This window comes from Flavobacterium sp. AJR (assembly GCF_002156885.1).
In the GTDB taxonomy this organism is placed as follows: Bacteria; Bacteroidota; Bacteroidia; order Flavobacteriales; family Flavobacteriaceae; genus Flavobacterium.
The window spans coordinates 55,247-73,903 of the sequence record NZ_NCWQ01000026.1; the positions used below are offsets into that span (position 1 = coordinate 55,247).

An 18,657-nucleotide genomic window follows, 5' to 3' on the forward strand; every position below is an offset into this window, starting at 1 on the left:
TTTACATTCTTGTTTTTCGAATATTGTAACAAACAAGCGGTAATTAGTTAGATTTAATCAAAACAATCAAAATTATACTTAATGAATTTATTTAGAACACTCATCGTATTTACACTTACGGGAATAGTTGTTTCAAGCTGTGGCAAAAAAGAACCAGCAGTATTTCCAGATCCTTTAATAACCAATCGTGATACAACAATAAATCCTGCGGATGATTTTTTTAACTACGCCAATAATGGTTGGTTTAAGAAACATCCAATTCCGAGTACCGATAGTAGCAACGGTATTGGGAGGATTGTTATGGATACAATTAATGAACAAATAAAAAGTATTTGCGAAAAATCAGCAGCAGATGAATCGGCTGCAAAAGGAAGTAACAAGCAAAAAATAGGCGATTTTTATGCTTCAGGAATGGATACAATTGCCATCGAAAAAGCAGGTTTATCTCCGCTTAATAGCGAAATGCAAAAAATTGCAGCTATAAAAGATGTTTCTTCTTTGGTAAATTCTATAGCGCATTTACAAACTCTTGGTACCAGTCCGGCTTTTTCATTTTATGTAGGTCAAGACGATAAAATAAGCACAAAATATGCGTTGTTTTTTGGTCAGGGCGGATTAGGAATGGGGCAAAGAGATTTTTATCTTGATACCGATAAGCGAAATGAATCTATTCGTAAGGAGTATTTAATTCATCTTAAAACGATGATGAAATTTACGGGCGAAGATGAAGCAACGGCTGCCAAAAGCGCTGCAACTATCATGAAGCTGGAAACTGATCTGGCAAAATCTTCTCGTAAACTAGAAGCGCTTAGAGATCCAGTAAAAAATTATAATAAACTTACTGTTGAACAATTCAGCAAAACGACTCCAAATATTGATTGGAAAACAGTTTTACCAATTTTGGGTATTACCAAAGCAGATACAGTAATTGTAGGTCAGCCGGAGTTTTTTACTTCATTAAATAAATTATTAAAAACATATCCTGTTGAGGAATGGAAAACTTACCTGAAATGGAATTTGGTAAATTCTTATGCCGAATATTTAAATGCAGCGGTTGAGAAGCAAAACTTCAAATTCTTTTCGACAGTAATGAACGGAGTAAGTACTCAAAAACCACGTTGGAAAAGAGTTGTTGGGCAAACAGACAGCTATTTAGGTGAATTAGTAGGACAAGTATATGTAGCGGAATATATGCCAAAAGGGGTTAAAGAAAAATTACTAGAAATAGGTAATAACATACGTGATGTATTTGCTGTACATATCAAGAAATTAGATTGGATGAGTGATGCTACAAAAGAGAAAGCATTACAAAAATTAAATAAAATCGTAATGAAAGTTGGATATCCAGATAAATGGAAGGATATGAGTAAGCTTTCTACTGATAGAAGTTCATTTTGCAGTAATGTATTAAAAGCTAATTCTTGGCATTACAATGATATGGTTAACAAATACGGTAAACCTGTAGATAGAACCGAATGGAGTATGCAACCACAAACATATAATGCTTATTATAATCCTAGTAATAACGAAATTGTGATTCCGGCTTGTAATATTATCGTTCCAGGTTATGAAGGAAGAATGCCTGATGATGCTATCTTATACGGAATTCTTGGAGGTTCATTCTTTGGACATGAAATCACGCATGGTTTTGATGATCAGGGAAGCCAATATGATGATAAAGGAAACCTAAATAATTGGTGGACTGCCGAAGATTTGAAAAAATTTAAATCTAAGACGAAGTTGATTGTAGATCAATATAATAAGTTTACAGTACTTGGTAAACACGTTAACGGAGAAGCAACACAAGGAGAAAATATTGCCGATTTAGGTGGTGTTGTAGTAGGTTATGAGGCATTTAAGAAAACGGCTCAGTATAAAAATAATGAGAAAATTAGCGGATTAACGCCAGATCAACGTTATTTCCTTTCTTATGCTTATTCTTGGATGATCAATAGAAGAGATGAGTCTAAGATTAATCAAATCATGACCGATGTACATTCTCCAGAGCAATTTAGAGTAAATGGGCCATTAAGCAATATGCCAGAATTCTATAAAGCATTTAATGTGAAAAAAGGAGATAAAATGTATCAGCCAGATAGTTTACGAGTGGTTATTTGGTAGGTTTTTTTAAGGTTCAAAGGTTTAAAAAAGGTTCAGAGGGACAGAGGTTTTCTGTAGAGACGCTTCGCAGTGCGTCTTTGTCAAAGAGAGTCAAAGAGTTTTGAACACAAAATAAACATAAACTTATTTTTTAGAGATAAGAGTAATCTCCGCAAGGAATTGACACAAACTAGTCAGTTTCTTATGGAGATTCTTTTTTTGGAAGAAAAAAGTTTGCGTTTGCTGTATGTTCAATCCAAACCTTTGTCCCTTTATAAAACCTTTGCACCTCTACGGCTTTTGAATCTTTTTTTATATCTTAGAACCTTAGTCTCTCAGAACCTTAAAAAAATCTTTATCTAAAACAAATGAAAAACTTTAAAATTATATTGTTGGCTGTTTTTTTATGCAGCTCCCTTTTATCTTATGGTGCCAAAGTAGATACACTACAAATAGAGAGTGTTGCAATGGGGAAAACGTATAAAGCAGCAGTTGTTTTACCAAATTCGTATGCCAAAAGTAAAGCTTCGTTTCCTGTATTGTATTTGTTGCATGGTGCTTACGGACATTTTGGAGATTGGCTAAAAAACACACCAGATAAAAAATTAGTGCAAAATTTATCTGATCAATACAATTTGATAATTGTAATGCCCGAAGGAGAAACATTTAGTTTTTACTTAGATAGTCCAGTAAATAAAGGAAGTCAGTTTGAGACTTATATAACCAAAGAAGTAATTCAGAAAATAGATAAAACCTACCGTACTATTAGTGATAAAAAAGGAAGAGTAATCTCGGGACTTTCGATGGGAGGACATGGCGCATTGTATTTATCATCCAAGCATCCAGATTTGTTTTGCGCAGCAGGAAGCATGAGTGGCGCAGTAGATATGGGCGGAATGCTTAATCGTGACGCAGTACAGGTAACTAAATTTATGGAACCCGTTTTTGGCAAAGAAGGAGCACCACAAGAAGTATATGCATCATATGCTGTACTTGGTATGGTTGATAAAATGAAAGCCAATAAACTAGCATTGATAATTGATTGTGGAGTAGATGATTTTTTAATAGAACCCAATCGCGAACTACACCGAAGATTGGTTTACAGTAAAGTAGATCACGATTATACCGAAAGACCCGGAGCACATACTTGGGATTATTGGGAAAATTCATTGCCGTATCATGTATTGTATTTTAGTAAAGTATTGGCTAAAAATGGTGTTGTGGTAAATTAAAAACATACAATTCTAAAAATATAGCCTTTTATGATTTAAATGTTATGTATTGAAAACTAATGATTTGTATGTAGTTGTGTGAATTTTTTTTAAGAAAATAGTGCAGATTATTTTTTTTGGTTTGATTTTTGGAATACCTTTATATATAAAACATTAAAAAATAAAAAAGATGAAAAAGATAATTACACTTTTTGCCATAGTAGGATTGATAGTATTCTCAAGTTGTGAAGGAGATGAAGGACCTCCGGGACCTCCAGGACTACTTAGTTATGTTTTTGAAGTTAATAAAGTTAATTTTAGCGCAACTTCAAATTCTCAAAAGTATATAGATTTTGATTCCAGAATATATAGTGGTGATGTTATCTTAGTTTACAGATATGATGGAGCTGATGCTATTACTGGGCGCGATATATGGACTCCGCTTCCAGAATCTCATTATTATGATAATGGTTCTCTTTACTTTGCCTTTAAATTTGATTTCACTCAAGATAATATCAGAATTTTCACCGATGGTTTTGGATTGACCGTTAATCCTATTCCAGCAGATTTTGTGGTTGATCAAATATTTCGTATTGTTATAGTACCTGGTGATGATGGAATTAATACTAAGAGATCAGTTAATAAACCTGATTACTCAGATTATAATGCCGTTATCAAGAAATACAATATTGATGATAGTAATGTAAAGAAATTAAATTAATGTATTAAGCTATAAAAAAGGGAATCGAAAGATTCCCTTTTTTTTGCATCATTTTAATTTTTTATAAAAGTTACTTGATGTAAGGTGCTTCTTCTATAATTTATTGAAGTTTGAATATTTATAAAATAGGTTCCAGTAATAAAATTTGAGACATCTAGGGAGATTGAGTTTGAATTTATAATTGAAGTGCTATTAGGTATAAAGACATTCCCAGCGACATTTACTATACTTATTTGTGCATTTATAAAGTTGATTTCGCTACTTTCAATATTTAGGATAGATGCCGTGGGATTTGGATATACAAGTATCCTTTCAGTATTAGGATTGTTATTATTTAAGTTATAATTTATTTTAGCAGTATTACTTGTGTAAAACTTATTATCATTAAAATTATATATAAGTCGTCTGTAATATTGTGTTTTACTTGTATTATTTCCTCTTCGATCATCATCTGTAAGAACATAAGAAGGTTTACAATCTTTATTAGTTTTACCAAAAATATCTTTCCAATTTGTTCCGTCTTCTGAAATTTGCCATTGATTAACAGATGAGCCGAATGTATAATCTCCAATAATAGGATCTGCTACATCTCGAGTTGATGTTGTTAATGTTTGGTCACAACAAATTATATTTTGTGTGCTATCATTTATAAGGGGAACTATACTTACCACGTTACTAGTTGCACAGTTTCTTAGTGATGATTGATCTAAAGGATCTTCAAGAACTAATCTTCTATATTCCATTGCTCTGTCAGTTTTTGGAGGAGTGTAATTTATTTGGGTAGCTCCAGGAATGTCAGTCCAGCCATAAGAATAAAAATAAATATCATTGTGGTTAGCCCAAAGCAGAGGGAACTTAATCCTAGCTTGCCATTGATAATTAGTTAAAGGATTTGTAACTTGTTGATATCCACGAACACCTGGTATAGGTACTGAATGCGTTTCTGATGCTTGGTTTCCTATAATTGTATTAGGACTTTCGCCATCATTTAGATATTGGTTAGAGCTAATTTTATTATCTACATATAAATCTTTAAATTGCTTTAGAAAATAAAGAACGTAAACATTAACTGCATCGCTGTAATATACTGTTCCATCCTTTAAGGTTGTTTTTTGTTTTAGTTTTGCAAGACTAGGAGTATATAATTTTGCATCATTTCTCATACCTTCAAAAGGGATATTATCATTAACAACCCATTCTTGATGTTCAGTATTACTATATTCATAGTATTGTGGTAGTAATGGAGTGCCACCATACGGTATTTTTTCGACTATAGTTTTCGTTATAGGTTGAGGAGGTGTAGTGGGATTTGTAGGGTTTGTAGGTGTTCCGTCTTTTATGACAGTAATGTTACTACTTTTATAAGCTACACCACTTGCATTTTTGTATTCTGCATAGATGTATCCACCAGAAGTATTAAAATCACTTGAGTTTAATGAAATTACAAAACTACGAGTAGCTATTTTTCCACCTCCAAAAAAAAGAGAACCTCCATTACCTCCAGAGGGAGTAATACTCCCCATTGCTGCAGTTTTAACATAATATATGTTTATATTGCCATCGTTTCCTGTAGCAACAGGAGATTCTATTTGAACGCTCAATGTAATACTTGAAGTAGAATATGATCCAAGGTTTATAGATCCAGTAGTATAGCCTTTACCGTTGACAAGCAATGGTGTAAGGGTCACTTTTTGCCCAAATAGAATTGTAGTACTAAATAAGAGCGTTAAAACGAAATAAAAGTATTTCTTTCTCATAAGTTAAAATTTAAATTAATAATTAAATATCTTACAAGCAATATACTAATTTTTTGTTAAATATATTATTTTTCTTATAATTTAACATTTGAGGATACAGGAGAATTAGAGAATTAGAAAATGGGAGAATTAGAAAATTAGAAATGAGAAAAGTAAAATGTGCAAAAAAATCTGTTTTAATCCGCGTTCCCTTTCTCATTTAAAGGAAAGTCAGAAAGATTAAACTTTAATACTTAATTAACCTTAATATCTTAATGGTGAAAAAATCCGTTTTAATCCGTGTTCCCTTTCTCATTTAAGGGAAAGTCAGAAAGATTAAATTTGATTCTTAATATACCTTAATAACTTAATGGTGAAAAAAAACCGTTTTAATCCGTGTTTTCGCTTTAGCGAATCCGTATCATCCGCGTTCCATCTACATTTAGGGGAGAGTTAGAGAATTCTTAATGAACCTTAATCTCTTAATGGTTCAAAAAACTTGTTGTATTTCTATTCTTCTGTTTTAGAAATCTTCTCTTTGTTTTTGCTTAATCGCAATGAAACAATAATTCCTACAATTAATGAAAGTCCGATAAAGGTAAGTGAACCCCATTCGGGTACTTCGATATAATCGTGTAGGAGCATTTTAAGACCTACAAAACTTAAGATAGCAATTAGACTGTATTCTAAATAACTGAATTTAGCCAACATATTAGCAAGGAAAAAATACATCGAACGTAATCCGAGAATAGCAAAGATATTAGAACTAAATACTAAAAAAGGATCTTTTGTAATGGCAAGAATTGCAGGAACGCTGTCGATTGCAAATAAAACGTCCATAAACTCAATTACTATTAAAGCAACAAATAGTGGAGTGGCAGCTTTTGTTCCTTTTTCAGTTAAAGTGAAAAATTTTTCATGCTCCATGTGAGAGGTAATTGGAATTACTTTTCCTAATACCTTATATATAAAAGAGTCTTTTGGATGAAAATCTTCCTCTTTGCCCGAAAATAACATTTTCATTGCTGTAAACAGTAAGAAAGCACCAAATACATAAGTTGTCCAGGTGAATTTATTGATAAGCATTACGCCAAAGAAAATCATCAATCCGCGAAAAATGATAGCGCCTAGAATTCCCCAAAATAAAACGCGATGCTGGTATTTTTGTGGAATCTTGAAAGAAGCAAAAATAATAGCAATCACAAAAATATTATCGACGCTTAAAGATAATTCGATTAAATATCCGGTAATGAATTTTATTGCGGCAGCGGCTGGTTTTAGTCCATCGGGATTTTCTATATAATCAGTACCATATAACCAATATATTACGCCAGAGAATAAAAACGAAACACTTACCCAGATGAGAGTCCACCTGCTAGCTTCTTTTGTGTTTATAATATGTGGTGTTTTATTAAATACGCCAAGGTCTAGAGCAAGAATAAGTAGTACTGCTATTAAAAAAAGTATCCAGACTATCATAAGCCGATTTTTTTAGTGAATTACAAAGATAGTTTTTGATTTTATACCTAAAAAGCATATTTCCAATATTTTAAATGCTGATTTGGTGAGAAGTAAAAAAGTTTTTACCATTAAGAGGTTAAGGGAAATTAAGTTTTAAATCTGTGGCGATAAAATTAACCGCAAAGGGCGCAAAGGGTTACGCAAAGGGCGCTAAGTTTCAAATTCTATGCGAAGGGGACGCGGATTAAACGGATTCGCTAAAGCGAAAACACGGATTAAACGGATTTTCTATCTGTTGTTTTTAAAATCCGTTTTTCATCCGCGACTTTACTTTTGTAAATCCGTATCATCCGCGTCCCTTTATATAGACAATTTGAGTTTTTTTTGCAAAAATAAAGGGTATAAAAAAAGTGCCTACATATATATGAGGCACTTTTTGGTTTTATGAAGCTATGAGATTACAATGCTGATTTTACAGTTTTGATAATTCTTGCAGCAATTTTATATGGGTCACCGTTAGATGCTGGTCTTCTGTCTTCTAACCAACCTTTCCAACCTTTTTGTACTGTAATTAACGGGATTCTTATAGATGCTCCTCTATCAGAAATACCATAAGAGAAATCATGGATAGAAGCAGTTTCATGTTTACCAGTTAAACGTAAATCGTTGTAAGCTCCGTAAACTGCAATATGCTCAGCAGTAACAGGACGGAAAGCCTCACAGATTCTTTCGTAAGTAGCTTGGTCTCCACAAGTTCTTAAAACTTCGTTAGAGAAATTAGCGTGCATTCCAGATCCATTCCAATCTGTATCACCAAGTGGTTTTGGGTGATATTCGATATAGTAACCATATTTCTCTGTTAAACGATCTAGTAAGTATCTTGCAATCCAAATTTCGTCACCAGCTTTTTTGGCACCTTTAGCAAATAATTGAAACTCCCATTGTCCGCAAGCAACCTCTTGGTTGATACCTTCAAAGTTAATTCCAGCTGCGATACATAAATCTGCATGTTCTTCGACTAATTTTCTTCCGTGAGTATTTTTCCCACCTACAGAACAGTAGTACATACCTTGTGGAGCAGGATAACCTCCAACAGGGAAACCTAATGGCAATAAAGTTTTAGTGTCCATGATGAAATATTCTTGTTCGAAACCAAACCAGAAATCATCATTATCATCATCAATAGTAGCTCTACCGTTAGAAGGATGTGGAGTTCCATCAGCATACATAACCTCAGACATTACTAAGTATCCATTAATACGAGTAGGATCTGGGTAAATTGCAACAGGAACTAATAAACAGTCAGAAGATCCACCTTCGGCTTGTTTTGTAGAAGATCCATCAAATGACCAATTACCAAGTTCTTCTAGTGTTCCTTTAAAATTTTCGTGTTCTTCAACTTTGGTTTTGCTTCTAAGATTTTGAGTTGGTTCATATCCATCTAACCAAATGTACTCTAACTTTATTTTAGCCATAATAATATAAATTAATTTTTCTTTTTTTTTGGATTTTTTTGTTGGGTCAAATATATATTTATTTTTTTATTGCTAGAAAAACGGGGGTAGTTTTTATTTAGGGTAATGTTATTTTTTGCATAAGCTTAATTTTTGCGCCCTAAATTTAAAAATAGGTAATTTTAGAGGGGGATAAAAAATAATTCCGCAATTATGGGTGGTTTTTTTGAAAATGAGCAAGGTTTCGCGATTGGTAAATTGTTTTATAAATACCGAAAAAGCTGCTCTTTTGTTAAATTACTTCGAAAAGACAGGGGTGTAGTTTGAATTAGTTTCATAAAATGCACAAAGGGGGCTATAATAAAGGGGATTAATTATTATATTTGCACTTTATTATCAAATCTAAATTAATAATAACTTAAAATTTGTCTGCATGTCAACATTACGTTTTCAAGCTTTAAAAGAAGCTTCAACAAGAAAATCTGTTCAGTTTGAAGAAACCGACAGAAAATCAACCATTTTTGGATCTAATGTATTTAACGATAAAGCGATGAAGCAGTATTTGACTTCGGATGCATTTAAAGGAGTACAAGGAGCAGTTCAGCATGGAACTAAGATAGACAGAAAACTGGCCGATTATATTGCGATGGGTATGAAAGAATGGGCACTCTCTAAAGGGGTTACTCATTATACACACTGGTTTCAGCCATTAACAGGAACAACTGCAGAGAAACATGATGCATTTTTTGAGATTTCTTATGATGGTAGTGATCCGGTTGAGAAATTTGGAGGTGCACAATTGGTACAACAAGAACCAGATGCTTCTAGTTTTCCAAACGGAGGAATAAGAAACACATTTGAGGCAAGAGGATATACAGCTTGGGATCCTACATCTCCAGCATTTATTTTTGGAACTACTTTATGTATTCCTACTGTTTTCATATCTTATACAGGAGAAGCATTAGATAATAAAATACCTTTATTAAGAGCATTATCTGCAATTGATGATGCAGCAACAGATGTTTGTAAATATTTTGATAAAAATGTAAAGAAAGTTACTGCAACCCTTGGATGGGAACAGGAATATTTCCTTATAGACAGATCTCTTGCAGAATCTCGTCCTGATCTTATGATGACAGGAAGAACTTTGTTAGGACATACATCTGCTAAAGGGCAACAATTAGATGATCATTATTTTGGTTCTATTCCTACTCGTGCTTTATTATATATGAGAGATTTGGAGCAAGAATGTATGTTATTGGGTATACCAGTAAAAACACGTCATAATGAGGTAGCACCAAATCAGTTTGAGTTGGCACCAATTTTTGAAGAAACAAACCTGGCAGTAGATCATAACTGTTTATTAATGGATGTAATGCAAAAAGTGGCAGAACGCCATGATTTTAAAGTATTATTTCATGAAAAACCTTTTAAAGGAGTAAATGGTTCAGGTAAACACAATAACTGGTCATTGGCAACAGATACTGGAGTAAACTTGTTAAGTCCGAGCAAAACTCCTATGAGTAACTTACAGTTCTTAACTTTCTTTATCAATACGATTAAGGCGGTTAATGATTATGAAGAACTATTAAGAGCAGCAATTGCTACAGCAAGTAATGATCACCGATTAGGAGCAAATGAAGCACCACCGGCAATTATTTCTGTATTTATTGGAGAGCAATTAACAAAGGTTTTGGCTGAATTAGAAGGTGTAACAACTGGAAAATTATCTCCAGAAGAAAAAACAGATTTAAAACTAAATGTAGTAGGTAAAATTCCAGATGTATTATTAGATAATACTGATAGAAACAGAACTTCACCATTTGCTTTTACAGGAAATAAATTTGAGTTTAGAGCAGTAGGTTCATCTGCAAACTGTGCAAACTCAATGACAACTCTTAATGCAATTGTTGCAAAACAATTAAAAGACTTTAAAATAGAAGTTGATGCATTGATTGAGTTAAAAGACATGAAGAAAGATGATGCTATCTTTAATGTTTTAAGAGAGTATATAAAAGTATCTAAAAAAATCCTTTTTGAAGGAGACGGATATAGCGAAGCATGGGAAATCGAAGCTACCAAAAGAGGTTTAAGTAATCATAAAACAACTCCAGAGGCATTAAAAGCCAGAGCATCTAAAAAAGCTTTAGATTTATTCTCGGAATTGGGTATCATGAACCATGTTGAGGTTGAGGCACGTTACGAAATTGAATTGGAAGAGTACACTAAGAAAATTCAAATAGAAGGAAGAGTTTTAGGAGATATTTCTAAAAATCACGTTATCCCAACAGCTATTCGTTACCAAAATACATTAATAGAGAATGTAAAAGGATTAAAAGAAATCTTTGGAGACGATTTCCTTACTATAGCAAAAGAGCAAATAGTATTGATTAAACAAATTTCAGGACATATCGAAGGAATCAACTCTAAAGTAGAGGCGATGACAAACGAAAGAAAGAAAGCAAACCATCTTACAGATGCACAAGAAATGGCCGAAGCGTATTGTAATAACGTAAAACCTTATTTTGAGGATATACGTAACCATTGCGATAAATTAGAGCTACTAGTAGATAATGAAATTTGGACATTGACCAAATATAGAGAGCTATTGTTTACAAAATAAGAGCTTAAAGCTTATTATGAAAGGGTCCGGCATTTTGTCGGACCTTTTTTGTATAATATATTCAAAAGTGATGTTTAAAATGCATTTTTTAGAATGAAATCCAAATCTGAATATTGATTTAATGATAAAGTAACTTTTTTCTGATAGCAATTTAAGATAAAATTAGCATTTCGTCGTTATTGTTTTGCACTTCATCGAAAAGGGGATTAACTTATTGAAAAATAGGTGGTTGTATTTATTTCGTTAGCAGAAAGTTCTTTAAATTTGAATCGTAATTAAGAAATAAAGCTTCACACTTTCCCCTTTATTTAACCTATCAGTAATTACAATTTTGCAGTGATTCCCCGTCACGAAACCTACATAATAATTTGTATTAATAACCAATTAAATATATTTATTATGAAAAAAGTAGTTTTAAGCATCTCCGCGATGCTATTTGTTGGTACAGCTGCAATTGCGCAAGCTAATGTTAGTGATGTAGATCAAACAGGCTGGATAAATGGAGCCTTGGTATCTCAGGTAGGTTATTCAAATGATTCACAAGTTACACAATTTGGTTTGGCAAATTTAGCATTTGTTAGTCAAACTGGAGATGATAATGAGTCAGATGTTTCACAAGCAGGTATTTTTAATATCGCAGCTGTAAATCAAAACGGAGATGATAATAGTGCAACAGTATTACAATTAGGTCTGGCAAACGTGGCAACAATCGACCAAATGGGAGATGATAATGATGCGTTAACTGTACAATTAGGAGCATTTAACTCAGCTTCAACTATTCAATCTGGAGATAACAATAGTGCTACAACATTACAATTCTTTGTAGGTAACTCATCAACTATTGAACAAGATGGGGATGGAAACAATGCACTTGTTGTACAATCTTATTGGTTTAACACCTCAGATATTTATCAATTAGGAGATGGAAACACAGCAATTACAGCACAACTTGGTTATGACAATACATCTAGTGTTTACCAAGATGGTACTGCTAACTTTGCGTTAACACTACAATTAGGAAACGACCACATGAGTACAATTACTCAAACAGGTATTGCAAACGGAGCTATAGTTTTCCAATCTAACTAAGCTTTACTTGAAAAGAGTAGAATTTAATTCTGCTTACAATTCAGTTTATACCAGTTTTATTTATGAAACTGGTATAAATTTTTAAAGAAGATTTATTTTAAAAATATGTCATGAAACCAGCAGTGTATTTAATATTATTTTTATTTACAAATATTGCTTTCACACAGGAGTTAAATCCTTTAGATGTATATGCTATAAAAGCATTAGAAAGCAATAATGACTATAGAAACCAAAATGCAAATCTGTTTGTTCAAAATAATAATATTGTAAAAATTATGCAAATTGGAAATTACAATGCTACAGATGTAAGTATCATTAGTAATAAATCCAATGTAGTTCTTAATCAAATTGGTAATGACAATTATATAAATATGTATAAGAAAGCATCTGAAATTAATCAATCAGTTGTTCAGTCTGGAAATAACAATATGGTAAGCGACTTTTCTTTATACTCCAGTGGAGCTATAAATATGTCGATTAATCAAAGAGGAGATAATCTAACCATTTTTAATAATGGCTCAAACTCAATATCAGAGGGAATGAGAATTACCCAAACCGGAAATTCAGGCACTATTTATATTTTCAATCACTAATATTATGGAGCGATATAATCTAAATATTATTTTAATTATTATGATGTTAGTAGTGCAAAACACATTTGCACAAGTGGTTTATACAGAGGTAAAAGCTAAAATTGAAATTGAACAAATCGAAAATTCATTGGCAATTACCGGAACTGCAGAAAATTTAAAAGCAGAGTTTAAAAACATCTCCTATAAATTATCAGTTTTAAAAGTAAATAAATCCAATACTAATAAATCCAATAATGCACAAGACGGCAGAGTTACACTAGAACCAATTCAAAAAGTAAACCTCTCCAAAACACAAGTAAATTTTACTAAAGACGACGAAATAATTATTCTATTATTAATTTATGATGATAATAATGCAGTAATAGGAAAAGACAAAGTAATATTTGGAGGAAAAGATGAATCTAAAACAGAGATTCAAACACCTACAGACGGATTAGAAATGATTGGTATAGTTTCTAACGATACCAAGACTAAGTTGGGCAATGATTTTTACGATTATTTTTATTCAGAATATTCGAAATTAAAAATCAAATCACATAAAATCGTTACAGTTCGAGAAGAATTAACCTTCGGGAGAACAACTAAGATAATGATAGATGTTGATGGAGAAATAATTGATGAATTTATTTCAAGACCAGACGAAGATTTTTTAAAATACATGGCAGAATCATCTTCGGCCAAAATTTTCAAGTATTTTAAAAATATCGAAAGACAAAATAAATTGATCACTCAGTATTAAGTTGTGCATTTAATTAGTTGACATTCGAATAGATTAATTAAATGTTTTTTGGCAGTTATTTTTAAACCCTAAAAATACCAAAATGAAGACAATAACTTTACTATTTTGTTTACTAGGAATATGTTTTACTTCGGTTGCGCAAGATTTGGCCTATAAACCTATCAACCCAGCTTTTGGCGGAGATACGTTTAACTACAATTGGCTACTTAGTTCAGCGCAAGCACAAAACGACTACAAAGAAGATAAAACTACTGGATTCGAACAAAAATCAGATTTACAACGTTTCAAGGAAAATCTTAACAATCAGTTACTAAACAAACTTTCTAATTCATTATTCGAGGATCAGTTTGGTACAGGTACAGGAGGAGGTATAGGTACTGGTGGTACAGGAGGAGGAATAAAACCGGGATCTTATGTCTTTGGGACACTCTCTGTAGATGTTTATGACTCTAATCTTGGGCTTGTTGTAGATATCCTGGATATAGAAACAGGAGAACAAACGCAAGTAATTGTTCCTGGAAACAATTAGGATTAAATTTTTATTCCTAGTAATAAGTTTTACATTTTTTATCGCTAATAAGTTAATAAAAAATCACTTATGAATCAAAAATCACTTTTTGGAGTCCTAATAGCTATTTTATTCTCAGGTTGTGGTGCTTATTTTAATCAACCCGTTGGAGTACAAAAAGCTGTTTATGGAGAGAATACACCAGCTACCTCGGCATTAACCAATATCCCTAAACCCAAAGAACAAATTGTTGTAGGGGTTTATAAATTCAAGGATCAAACAGGGCAATACAAAGCCGTAGAACTAGGTAGTACATTTAGTACAGCAGTTACACAAGGAGCAACTTCTATCTTGATAAAAGCCCTTGAAGACTCAAAATGGTTTATTCCAATTGAACGAGAAAACTTGGGGAATTTGCTTAATGAGAGAAACATCATTAGATCCACAAGACAAGAATATGCTACCAAACCCAATGAAAAAGAAGCCCCATTAACGCCTCTTTTATTTGCCGGAGTTTTGCTGGAAGGAGGTATTATATCCTATGACACAAATATAATTACAGGAGGATTTGGAGCCAGATATTTTGGCGCCGGAGCTTCGGTAAGATATAGACAAGATAGAGTTACAGTTTATCTAAGACTTGTTTCAACATCAAATGGTAAAATCTTAAATACCGTTTATGTTTCCAAAACAATTTTATCACAAAGTGTCGATGCCAATTTATTTCGATATGTAAACCTAAACAGACTTCTGGAAGTCGAAACAGGATTTACCCGAAACGAACCCATACAATTAGCCGTTACCGAAGCTATAGAAAAAGCAGTCGAAGGCCTTATTGTAGATGGTATCAAAGACAAATTATGGGAAGTAAATGCCCCACAAACCCAAATAGATAATTTTATTGCCAATTACGACAACGAAAAAAGCGAAGCCGACTTAGCACAACTATACGGAAGAAACCTAGTCGAAAAAAGAGGTCGTTTTGGTATAGAAGTAGCAGGAGGAGCAACCCTTATGAAAGGAGATTATCCTAGTCCGGTTGCAAAACCAATGGGAAGAGGAGCCGTGAAATATTTCTTTACACCAAATTTAGATATAAGTGCCTCGACAAATGTTTTTAAACTCGGTAATAAAGATAAGCTAGATGTTGGGTATGCAACCCTCGATCTAAATCTAGAATTATTGGTATTGCCCTATGACAACTTTACGCCTTACATATTTGGCGGCGGCGGAATAGGATTTAATTCTAAATATGAAAATAGGCATAGCAAAGTTCAGTTTGGAGGAGGAGTAGAGTATTTGGTAACGAGTAATCTTGGACTCAAACTGTACGGAGAATACAATATAAATTTCACAGATATGATAGATTATGTCGATAGTGGAGTCAGGGATGATTATTACTGGCGTTTCGGATTAGGGGTAACATATTACTTCCCGAAAAACTATCACAAGAAAAAAAAGATGTAAAAAAATATCATTCAAAAAATTCGTCGAATAAACTCGATAAAGTCTAACAAAATAAAATCTACAAATGAAAATAGGATTAAGAATTTTAGTGTGTTTTATTCTTTTGATTTCTTGTAGTGAAGAACAGCTAGAGGATGGAGCAAGTGGAACTGTAAAAGGAAGAGTAGTCGAATCGGGAACATTTACTCCCATCGAAAATGTACGAATATCTTCGAGCCCTGCAACAAGTACGGTATTTACAGATAAAGACGGTTATTTTACTTTAGAGAAAGTGTTGGTTGGAGATTACTCCTTTCAGGCTCAAAAAGACGGTTATATTGCTAGATTCGAACCCGGAAAAGTTACTGCCGATGCAACAATACAAATTATATTCGAATTACAAATTTCTACAGCAAACAACAAACCGCCAGATATTCCGGTTTTAACAGCTCCGGTAGATAATGCAAAAGACCAACCGTTAAATTTAAATCTAACATGGACAGCAGCCGATAAAGAATCTGATTCTTTAACTTATACAGTTACCTTAAAAAATGGAACGACCGATGAGATTAAAACATATCCAGATCTTAAAGCAAAAACACTGGCGATAAAAGATTTAAACTATAGTACAAAATACTATTGGCAGGTAGCAGTTTCAGACGGAATTAATAAACCAACTAATAGTGTAACCAATTCATTTACAACATTGGCATTTCCAAATCCAAGATTTTTATTTGTCAAAAAAATAAATAATAACAACGTAATTTACACCGCAGACGAAGCAGGAAATCAATTACAATTAACATCATCAACTGTTAATAGTTTTAGACCAAGAAAAAACCTAAGTGTAAATAAAATTGCGTACCTTAGTTCTGATGGTTCACAGAGTCAGATATATACAATGAATCCAGACGGGTCGGGCGTTTTTAGAGTTACAAATTTTGTACCCGTTGCAGGATTTAATATGGAGTATGTAAATTACTGCTGGAACACAAGCGGAAGTCAGATAATTTATCCAAACTTTGATAAACTATATCGTATAGATTCAGATGGAGGAGGACTCATTCAGTTATTTCAAACACCAAACGGAAAATTTATATCCGAATGCGATTGGAGTCAGGATGGATCACAAATAGCATTAAAAGTAAACGACAGATCAGGATATAATGTAGAAATTTATGTGATCGATATGGCGGGAACAGTTTTATATACAATACAAACAGGTTTAAGTGGTGCAACAAGCGGATTAAACATTTCTATAGATAATCAGAAAGTGATTTTTACAAGAGACGTTTCCGGTTTTGAAAACACAACATACCGAAGATTAGATTCTCGAATTTTCATGTACACACGTTCAAATAATACTGCTGCAGAATTAACAACTCAAAAACAGAATGGTTTTAACGATTTAGACGTGAAATTCTCACCAAATGAAGCCGAAGTTATTTTTGTAAATACATCCAATGATGGATTATCAGCACAAAATGTACAAAAAGTAAGTATTAATAGTGCAAGTGGTTCCGCATCGTCAAGAACCACACTATTTCAAAACGCATCAATGCCCGAATGGAAATAAGCGTGGTATGGATCTAGATTTCCAAACACTTTTTTCTAAAAATCCGATAAGAGTCTCAAACTTATCGGATTTTTTTATGTTTCAGACAGCCATAAAACCCAACAATTAAAAAAACTGGTTATCTTTGCACCACATCAACAACACAAACTAATTTCATGAGTTCAGATTCTAGCAAAAGGTACGCACAAAGAGGAGTTTCGGCATCTAAAGAAGACGTACACAACGCCATAAAAAATATTGATAAAGGATTGTTTCCACAAGCATTTTGTAAAATCGTCCCAGATTATTTAACCCAAGATCAGGATTATTGCCTTATCATGCACGCCGATGGAGCAGGTACAAAATCATCTTTGGCATATATGTACTGGAAAGAAACAGGCGATATATCAGTATGGAAAGGAATTGCACAAGATGCACTAATCATGAATATAGATGATTTGTTATGCGTAGGAGCAACCGATAATATCCTACTTTCATCAACAATCGGAAGAAATAAAAACCTAATTCCAGCCGAAGTAATTTCAGCAATCATAAACGGAACCGAGGAATTAATAAAAGAACTAGACACTTTTGGCGTAACCATTCATTCCACAGGAGGAGAAACTGCCGATGTGGGCGATATCGTTCGTACCATAATCGTAGATTCTACTGTAACAGCAAGAATGAAACGTTCAAAAGTAGTAGATAATGCCAACATCAAAGCAGGCGATGTAATCGTAGGATTAGCTTCATTTGGACAATCAACTTACGAAAAAAGCTATAATGGTGGTATGGGAAGCAACGGACTAACATCTGCACGTCATGATGTTTTTGGTAAATACCTGGCAACTAAATACCCAGAAAGTTTTGACGCAGCAGTTCCCGAAGAACTAATTTATTCAGGACAAGTAAAACTTACCGATGCTGTCGAGAACAGCCCAATAGATGCAGGACAATTGGTACTTTCGCCAACCAGAACCTACGCGCCAATTATCAAGAAAATATTAGATAAATATACACCAGAACAAATTCACGGAATGGTACATTGCAGTGGAGGAGCACAAACAAAAATCCTTCATTTTGTACAGAATTTACACATTATAAAAGACAATTTATTTCCAGTTCCACCATTGTTTCAGCTTATTCAGGAACAATCTAAAACCGATTGGAAAGAAATGTACCAAGTATTTAATTGCGGTCACCGTATGGAATTATACGTTCCCGAAGAACTTGCAGAAGACATAATTGCTATTTCAAAATCATTTAATGTCGATGCACAAATCGTGGGAAGAGTAGAAGCAGCCGACGATAAGAAACTGACAATTACCAGCGAATACGGTACATTCGAATATTAATATTTTAAGGTAGTAGAGACGCACCGCAGTGCGTCTAACATTGCCTTTTAATATTAAAGACATCAT

Annotated in this window: 14 protein-coding genes; 11 read left to right on the forward strand and 3 right to left on the reverse strand. The window is 33.2% G+C overall.

Annotated elements, in window-relative coordinates; translation table 11 throughout:
* Positions 1–81: 81 nt before the first annotated feature.
* From B8T70_RS08570 to B8T70_RS08580, 3 genes are all read left to right on the forward strand, one after another.
* Positions 82–2,121: a M13 family metallopeptidase gene (locus tag B8T70_RS08570; protein WP_086894603.1), complete on the forward strand. Its 2,040-nt coding sequence runs from the start codon at positions 82–84 to the stop codon at positions 2,119–2,121.
* 347 nt (positions 2,122–2,468) lie between these two features.
* The gene (locus B8T70_RS08575) at positions 2,469–3,332 is read left to right on the forward strand and encodes an alpha/beta hydrolase family protein (protein WP_086894604.1); all 864 of its coding nucleotides are present in this window, start codon (positions 2,469–2,471) and stop codon (positions 3,330–3,332) included.
* Positions 3,333–3,501: 169 nt separating this feature from the next.
* A complete protein-coding gene (locus B8T70_RS08580) occupies positions 3,502–4,032 on the forward strand; it encodes a hypothetical protein (protein WP_086894605.1) in 531 nt (176 codons plus the stop codon).
* 53 nt (positions 4,033–4,085) lie between these two features.
* Here B8T70_RS08580 and B8T70_RS08585 read toward each other — a convergent pair whose 3' ends face one another.
* The 3 genes from B8T70_RS08585 to B8T70_RS08595 all read right to left on the reverse strand — a co-directional run bounded on the left by B8T70_RS08585 (position 4,086) and on the right by B8T70_RS08595 (position 8,704).
* Positions 4,086–5,789 carry a T9SS type A sorting domain-containing protein gene (locus tag B8T70_RS08585; protein WP_086894606.1) on the reverse strand — a complete coding sequence of 568 codons (1,704 nt, stop codon included), beginning with the start codon at positions 5,787–5,789 and terminating at the stop codon, positions 4,086–4,088.
* 489 nt (positions 5,790–6,278) lie between these two features.
* Positions 6,279–7,247, reverse strand: a complete 969-nt coding sequence (locus B8T70_RS08590; RefSeq protein WP_086894607.1) for a TerC family protein — start codon at positions 7,245–7,247, stop codon at positions 6,279–6,281.
* A gap of 440 nt (positions 7,248–7,687) precedes the next feature.
* The gene (locus B8T70_RS08595) at positions 7,688–8,704 is read right to left on the reverse strand and encodes a glutamine synthetase beta-grasp domain-containing protein (protein WP_039111076.1); all 1,017 of its coding nucleotides are present in this window, start codon (positions 8,702–8,704) and stop codon (positions 7,688–7,690) included.
* A gap of 412 nt (positions 8,705–9,116) precedes the next feature.
* Here B8T70_RS08595 and B8T70_RS08600 point away from each other — a divergent pair, with 412 nt between their 5' ends.
* The 8 genes from B8T70_RS08600 to B8T70_RS08635 all read left to right on the forward strand — a co-directional run bounded on the left by B8T70_RS08600 (position 9,117) and on the right by B8T70_RS08635 (position 18,591).
* Positions 9,117–11,306, forward strand: a complete 2,190-nt coding sequence (locus tag B8T70_RS08600; protein ID WP_039111075.1) for a glutamine synthetase III — start codon at positions 9,117–9,119, stop codon at positions 11,304–11,306.
* Positions 11,307–11,705: 399 nt separating this feature from the next.
* Positions 11,706–12,395 carry a hypothetical protein gene (locus tag B8T70_RS08605; protein WP_086894608.1) on the forward strand — a complete coding sequence of 230 codons (690 nt, stop codon included), beginning with the start codon at positions 11,706–11,708 and terminating at the stop codon, positions 12,393–12,395.
* A gap of 110 nt (positions 12,396–12,505) precedes the next feature.
* Positions 12,506–12,988, forward strand: a complete 483-nt coding sequence (locus tag B8T70_RS08610) for a hypothetical protein (RefSeq protein WP_086894609.1) — start codon at positions 12,506–12,508, stop codon at positions 12,986–12,988.
* Positions 12,989–13,028: 40 nt separating this feature from the next.
* Positions 13,029–13,727 (forward strand): curli production assembly/transport protein CsgE, encoded by a 699-nt coding sequence (locus B8T70_RS24190; protein ID WP_242667444.1) that lies wholly within the window; start codon positions 13,029–13,031, stop codon positions 13,725–13,727.
* A gap of 82 nt (positions 13,728–13,809) precedes the next feature.
* Positions 13,810–14,256, forward strand: a complete 447-nt coding sequence (locus tag B8T70_RS08620) for a curli assembly protein CsgF (RefSeq protein ID WP_039111072.1) — start codon at positions 13,810–13,812, stop codon at positions 14,254–14,256.
* Between the two features lie 69 nt (positions 14,257–14,325).
* Entirely contained in the window at positions 14,326–15,702 is a 1,377-nt protein-coding gene (locus B8T70_RS08625; protein ID WP_086894610.1) for a CsgG/HfaB family protein, read from the forward strand.
* Between the two features lie 64 nt (positions 15,703–15,766).
* Complete coding sequence (locus tag B8T70_RS08630) at positions 15,767–17,257, forward strand: carboxypeptidase regulatory-like domain-containing protein (protein ID WP_242667445.1); 1,491 nt, start codon at positions 15,767–15,769, stop codon at positions 17,255–17,257.
* Positions 17,258–17,412: 155 nt separating this feature from the next.
* Complete coding sequence (locus B8T70_RS08635; RefSeq protein ID WP_039111069.1) at positions 17,413–18,591, forward strand: AIR synthase related protein; 1,179 nt, start codon at positions 17,413–17,415, stop codon at positions 18,589–18,591.
* Positions 18,592–18,657 lie beyond the last annotated feature (66 nt).

Coding starts and splice junctions, on each gene's coding strand:
- B8T70_RS08570 (WP_086894603.1), top strand. CDS start 82: ATGAATTTATTTAGAACACTCATCGTATTTACACTTACGGGAATAGTT.
- B8T70_RS08575 (WP_086894604.1), top strand. CDS start 2,469: ATGAAAAACTTTAAAATTATATTGTTGGCTGTTTTTTTATGCAGCTCC.
- B8T70_RS08580 (WP_086894605.1), top strand. CDS start 3,502: ATGAAAAAGATAATTACACTTTTTGCCATAGTAGGATTGATAGTATTC.
- B8T70_RS08585 (WP_086894606.1), bottom strand. CDS start 5,789: ATGAGAAAGAAATACTTTTATTTCGTTTTAACGCTCTTATTTAGTACT.
- B8T70_RS08590 (WP_086894607.1), bottom strand. CDS start 7,247: ATGATAGTCTGGATACTTTTTTTAATAGCAGTACTACTTATTCTTGCT.
- B8T70_RS08595 (WP_039111076.1), bottom strand. CDS start 8,704: ATGGCTAAAATAAAGTTAGAGTACATTTGGTTAGATGGATATGAACCA.
- B8T70_RS08600 (WP_039111075.1), top strand. CDS start 9,117: ATGTCAACATTACGTTTTCAAGCTTTAAAAGAAGCTTCAACAAGAAAA.
- B8T70_RS08605 (WP_086894608.1), top strand. CDS start 11,706: ATGAAAAAAGTAGTTTTAAGCATCTCCGCGATGCTATTTGTTGGTACA.
- B8T70_RS08610 (WP_086894609.1), top strand. CDS start 12,506: ATGAAACCAGCAGTGTATTTAATATTATTTTTATTTACAAATATTGCT.
- B8T70_RS24190 (WP_242667444.1), top strand. CDS start 13,029: ATGATGTTAGTAGTGCAAAACACATTTGCACAAGTGGTTTATACAGAG.
- B8T70_RS08620 (WP_039111072.1), top strand. CDS start 13,810: ATGAAGACAATAACTTTACTATTTTGTTTACTAGGAATATGTTTTACT.
- B8T70_RS08625 (WP_086894610.1), top strand. CDS start 14,326: ATGAATCAAAAATCACTTTTTGGAGTCCTAATAGCTATTTTATTCTCA.
- B8T70_RS08630 (WP_242667445.1), top strand. CDS start 15,767: ATGAAAATAGGATTAAGAATTTTAGTGTGTTTTATTCTTTTGATTTCT.
- B8T70_RS08635 (WP_039111069.1), top strand. CDS start 17,413: ATGAGTTCAGATTCTAGCAAAAGGTACGCACAAAGAGGAGTTTCGGCA.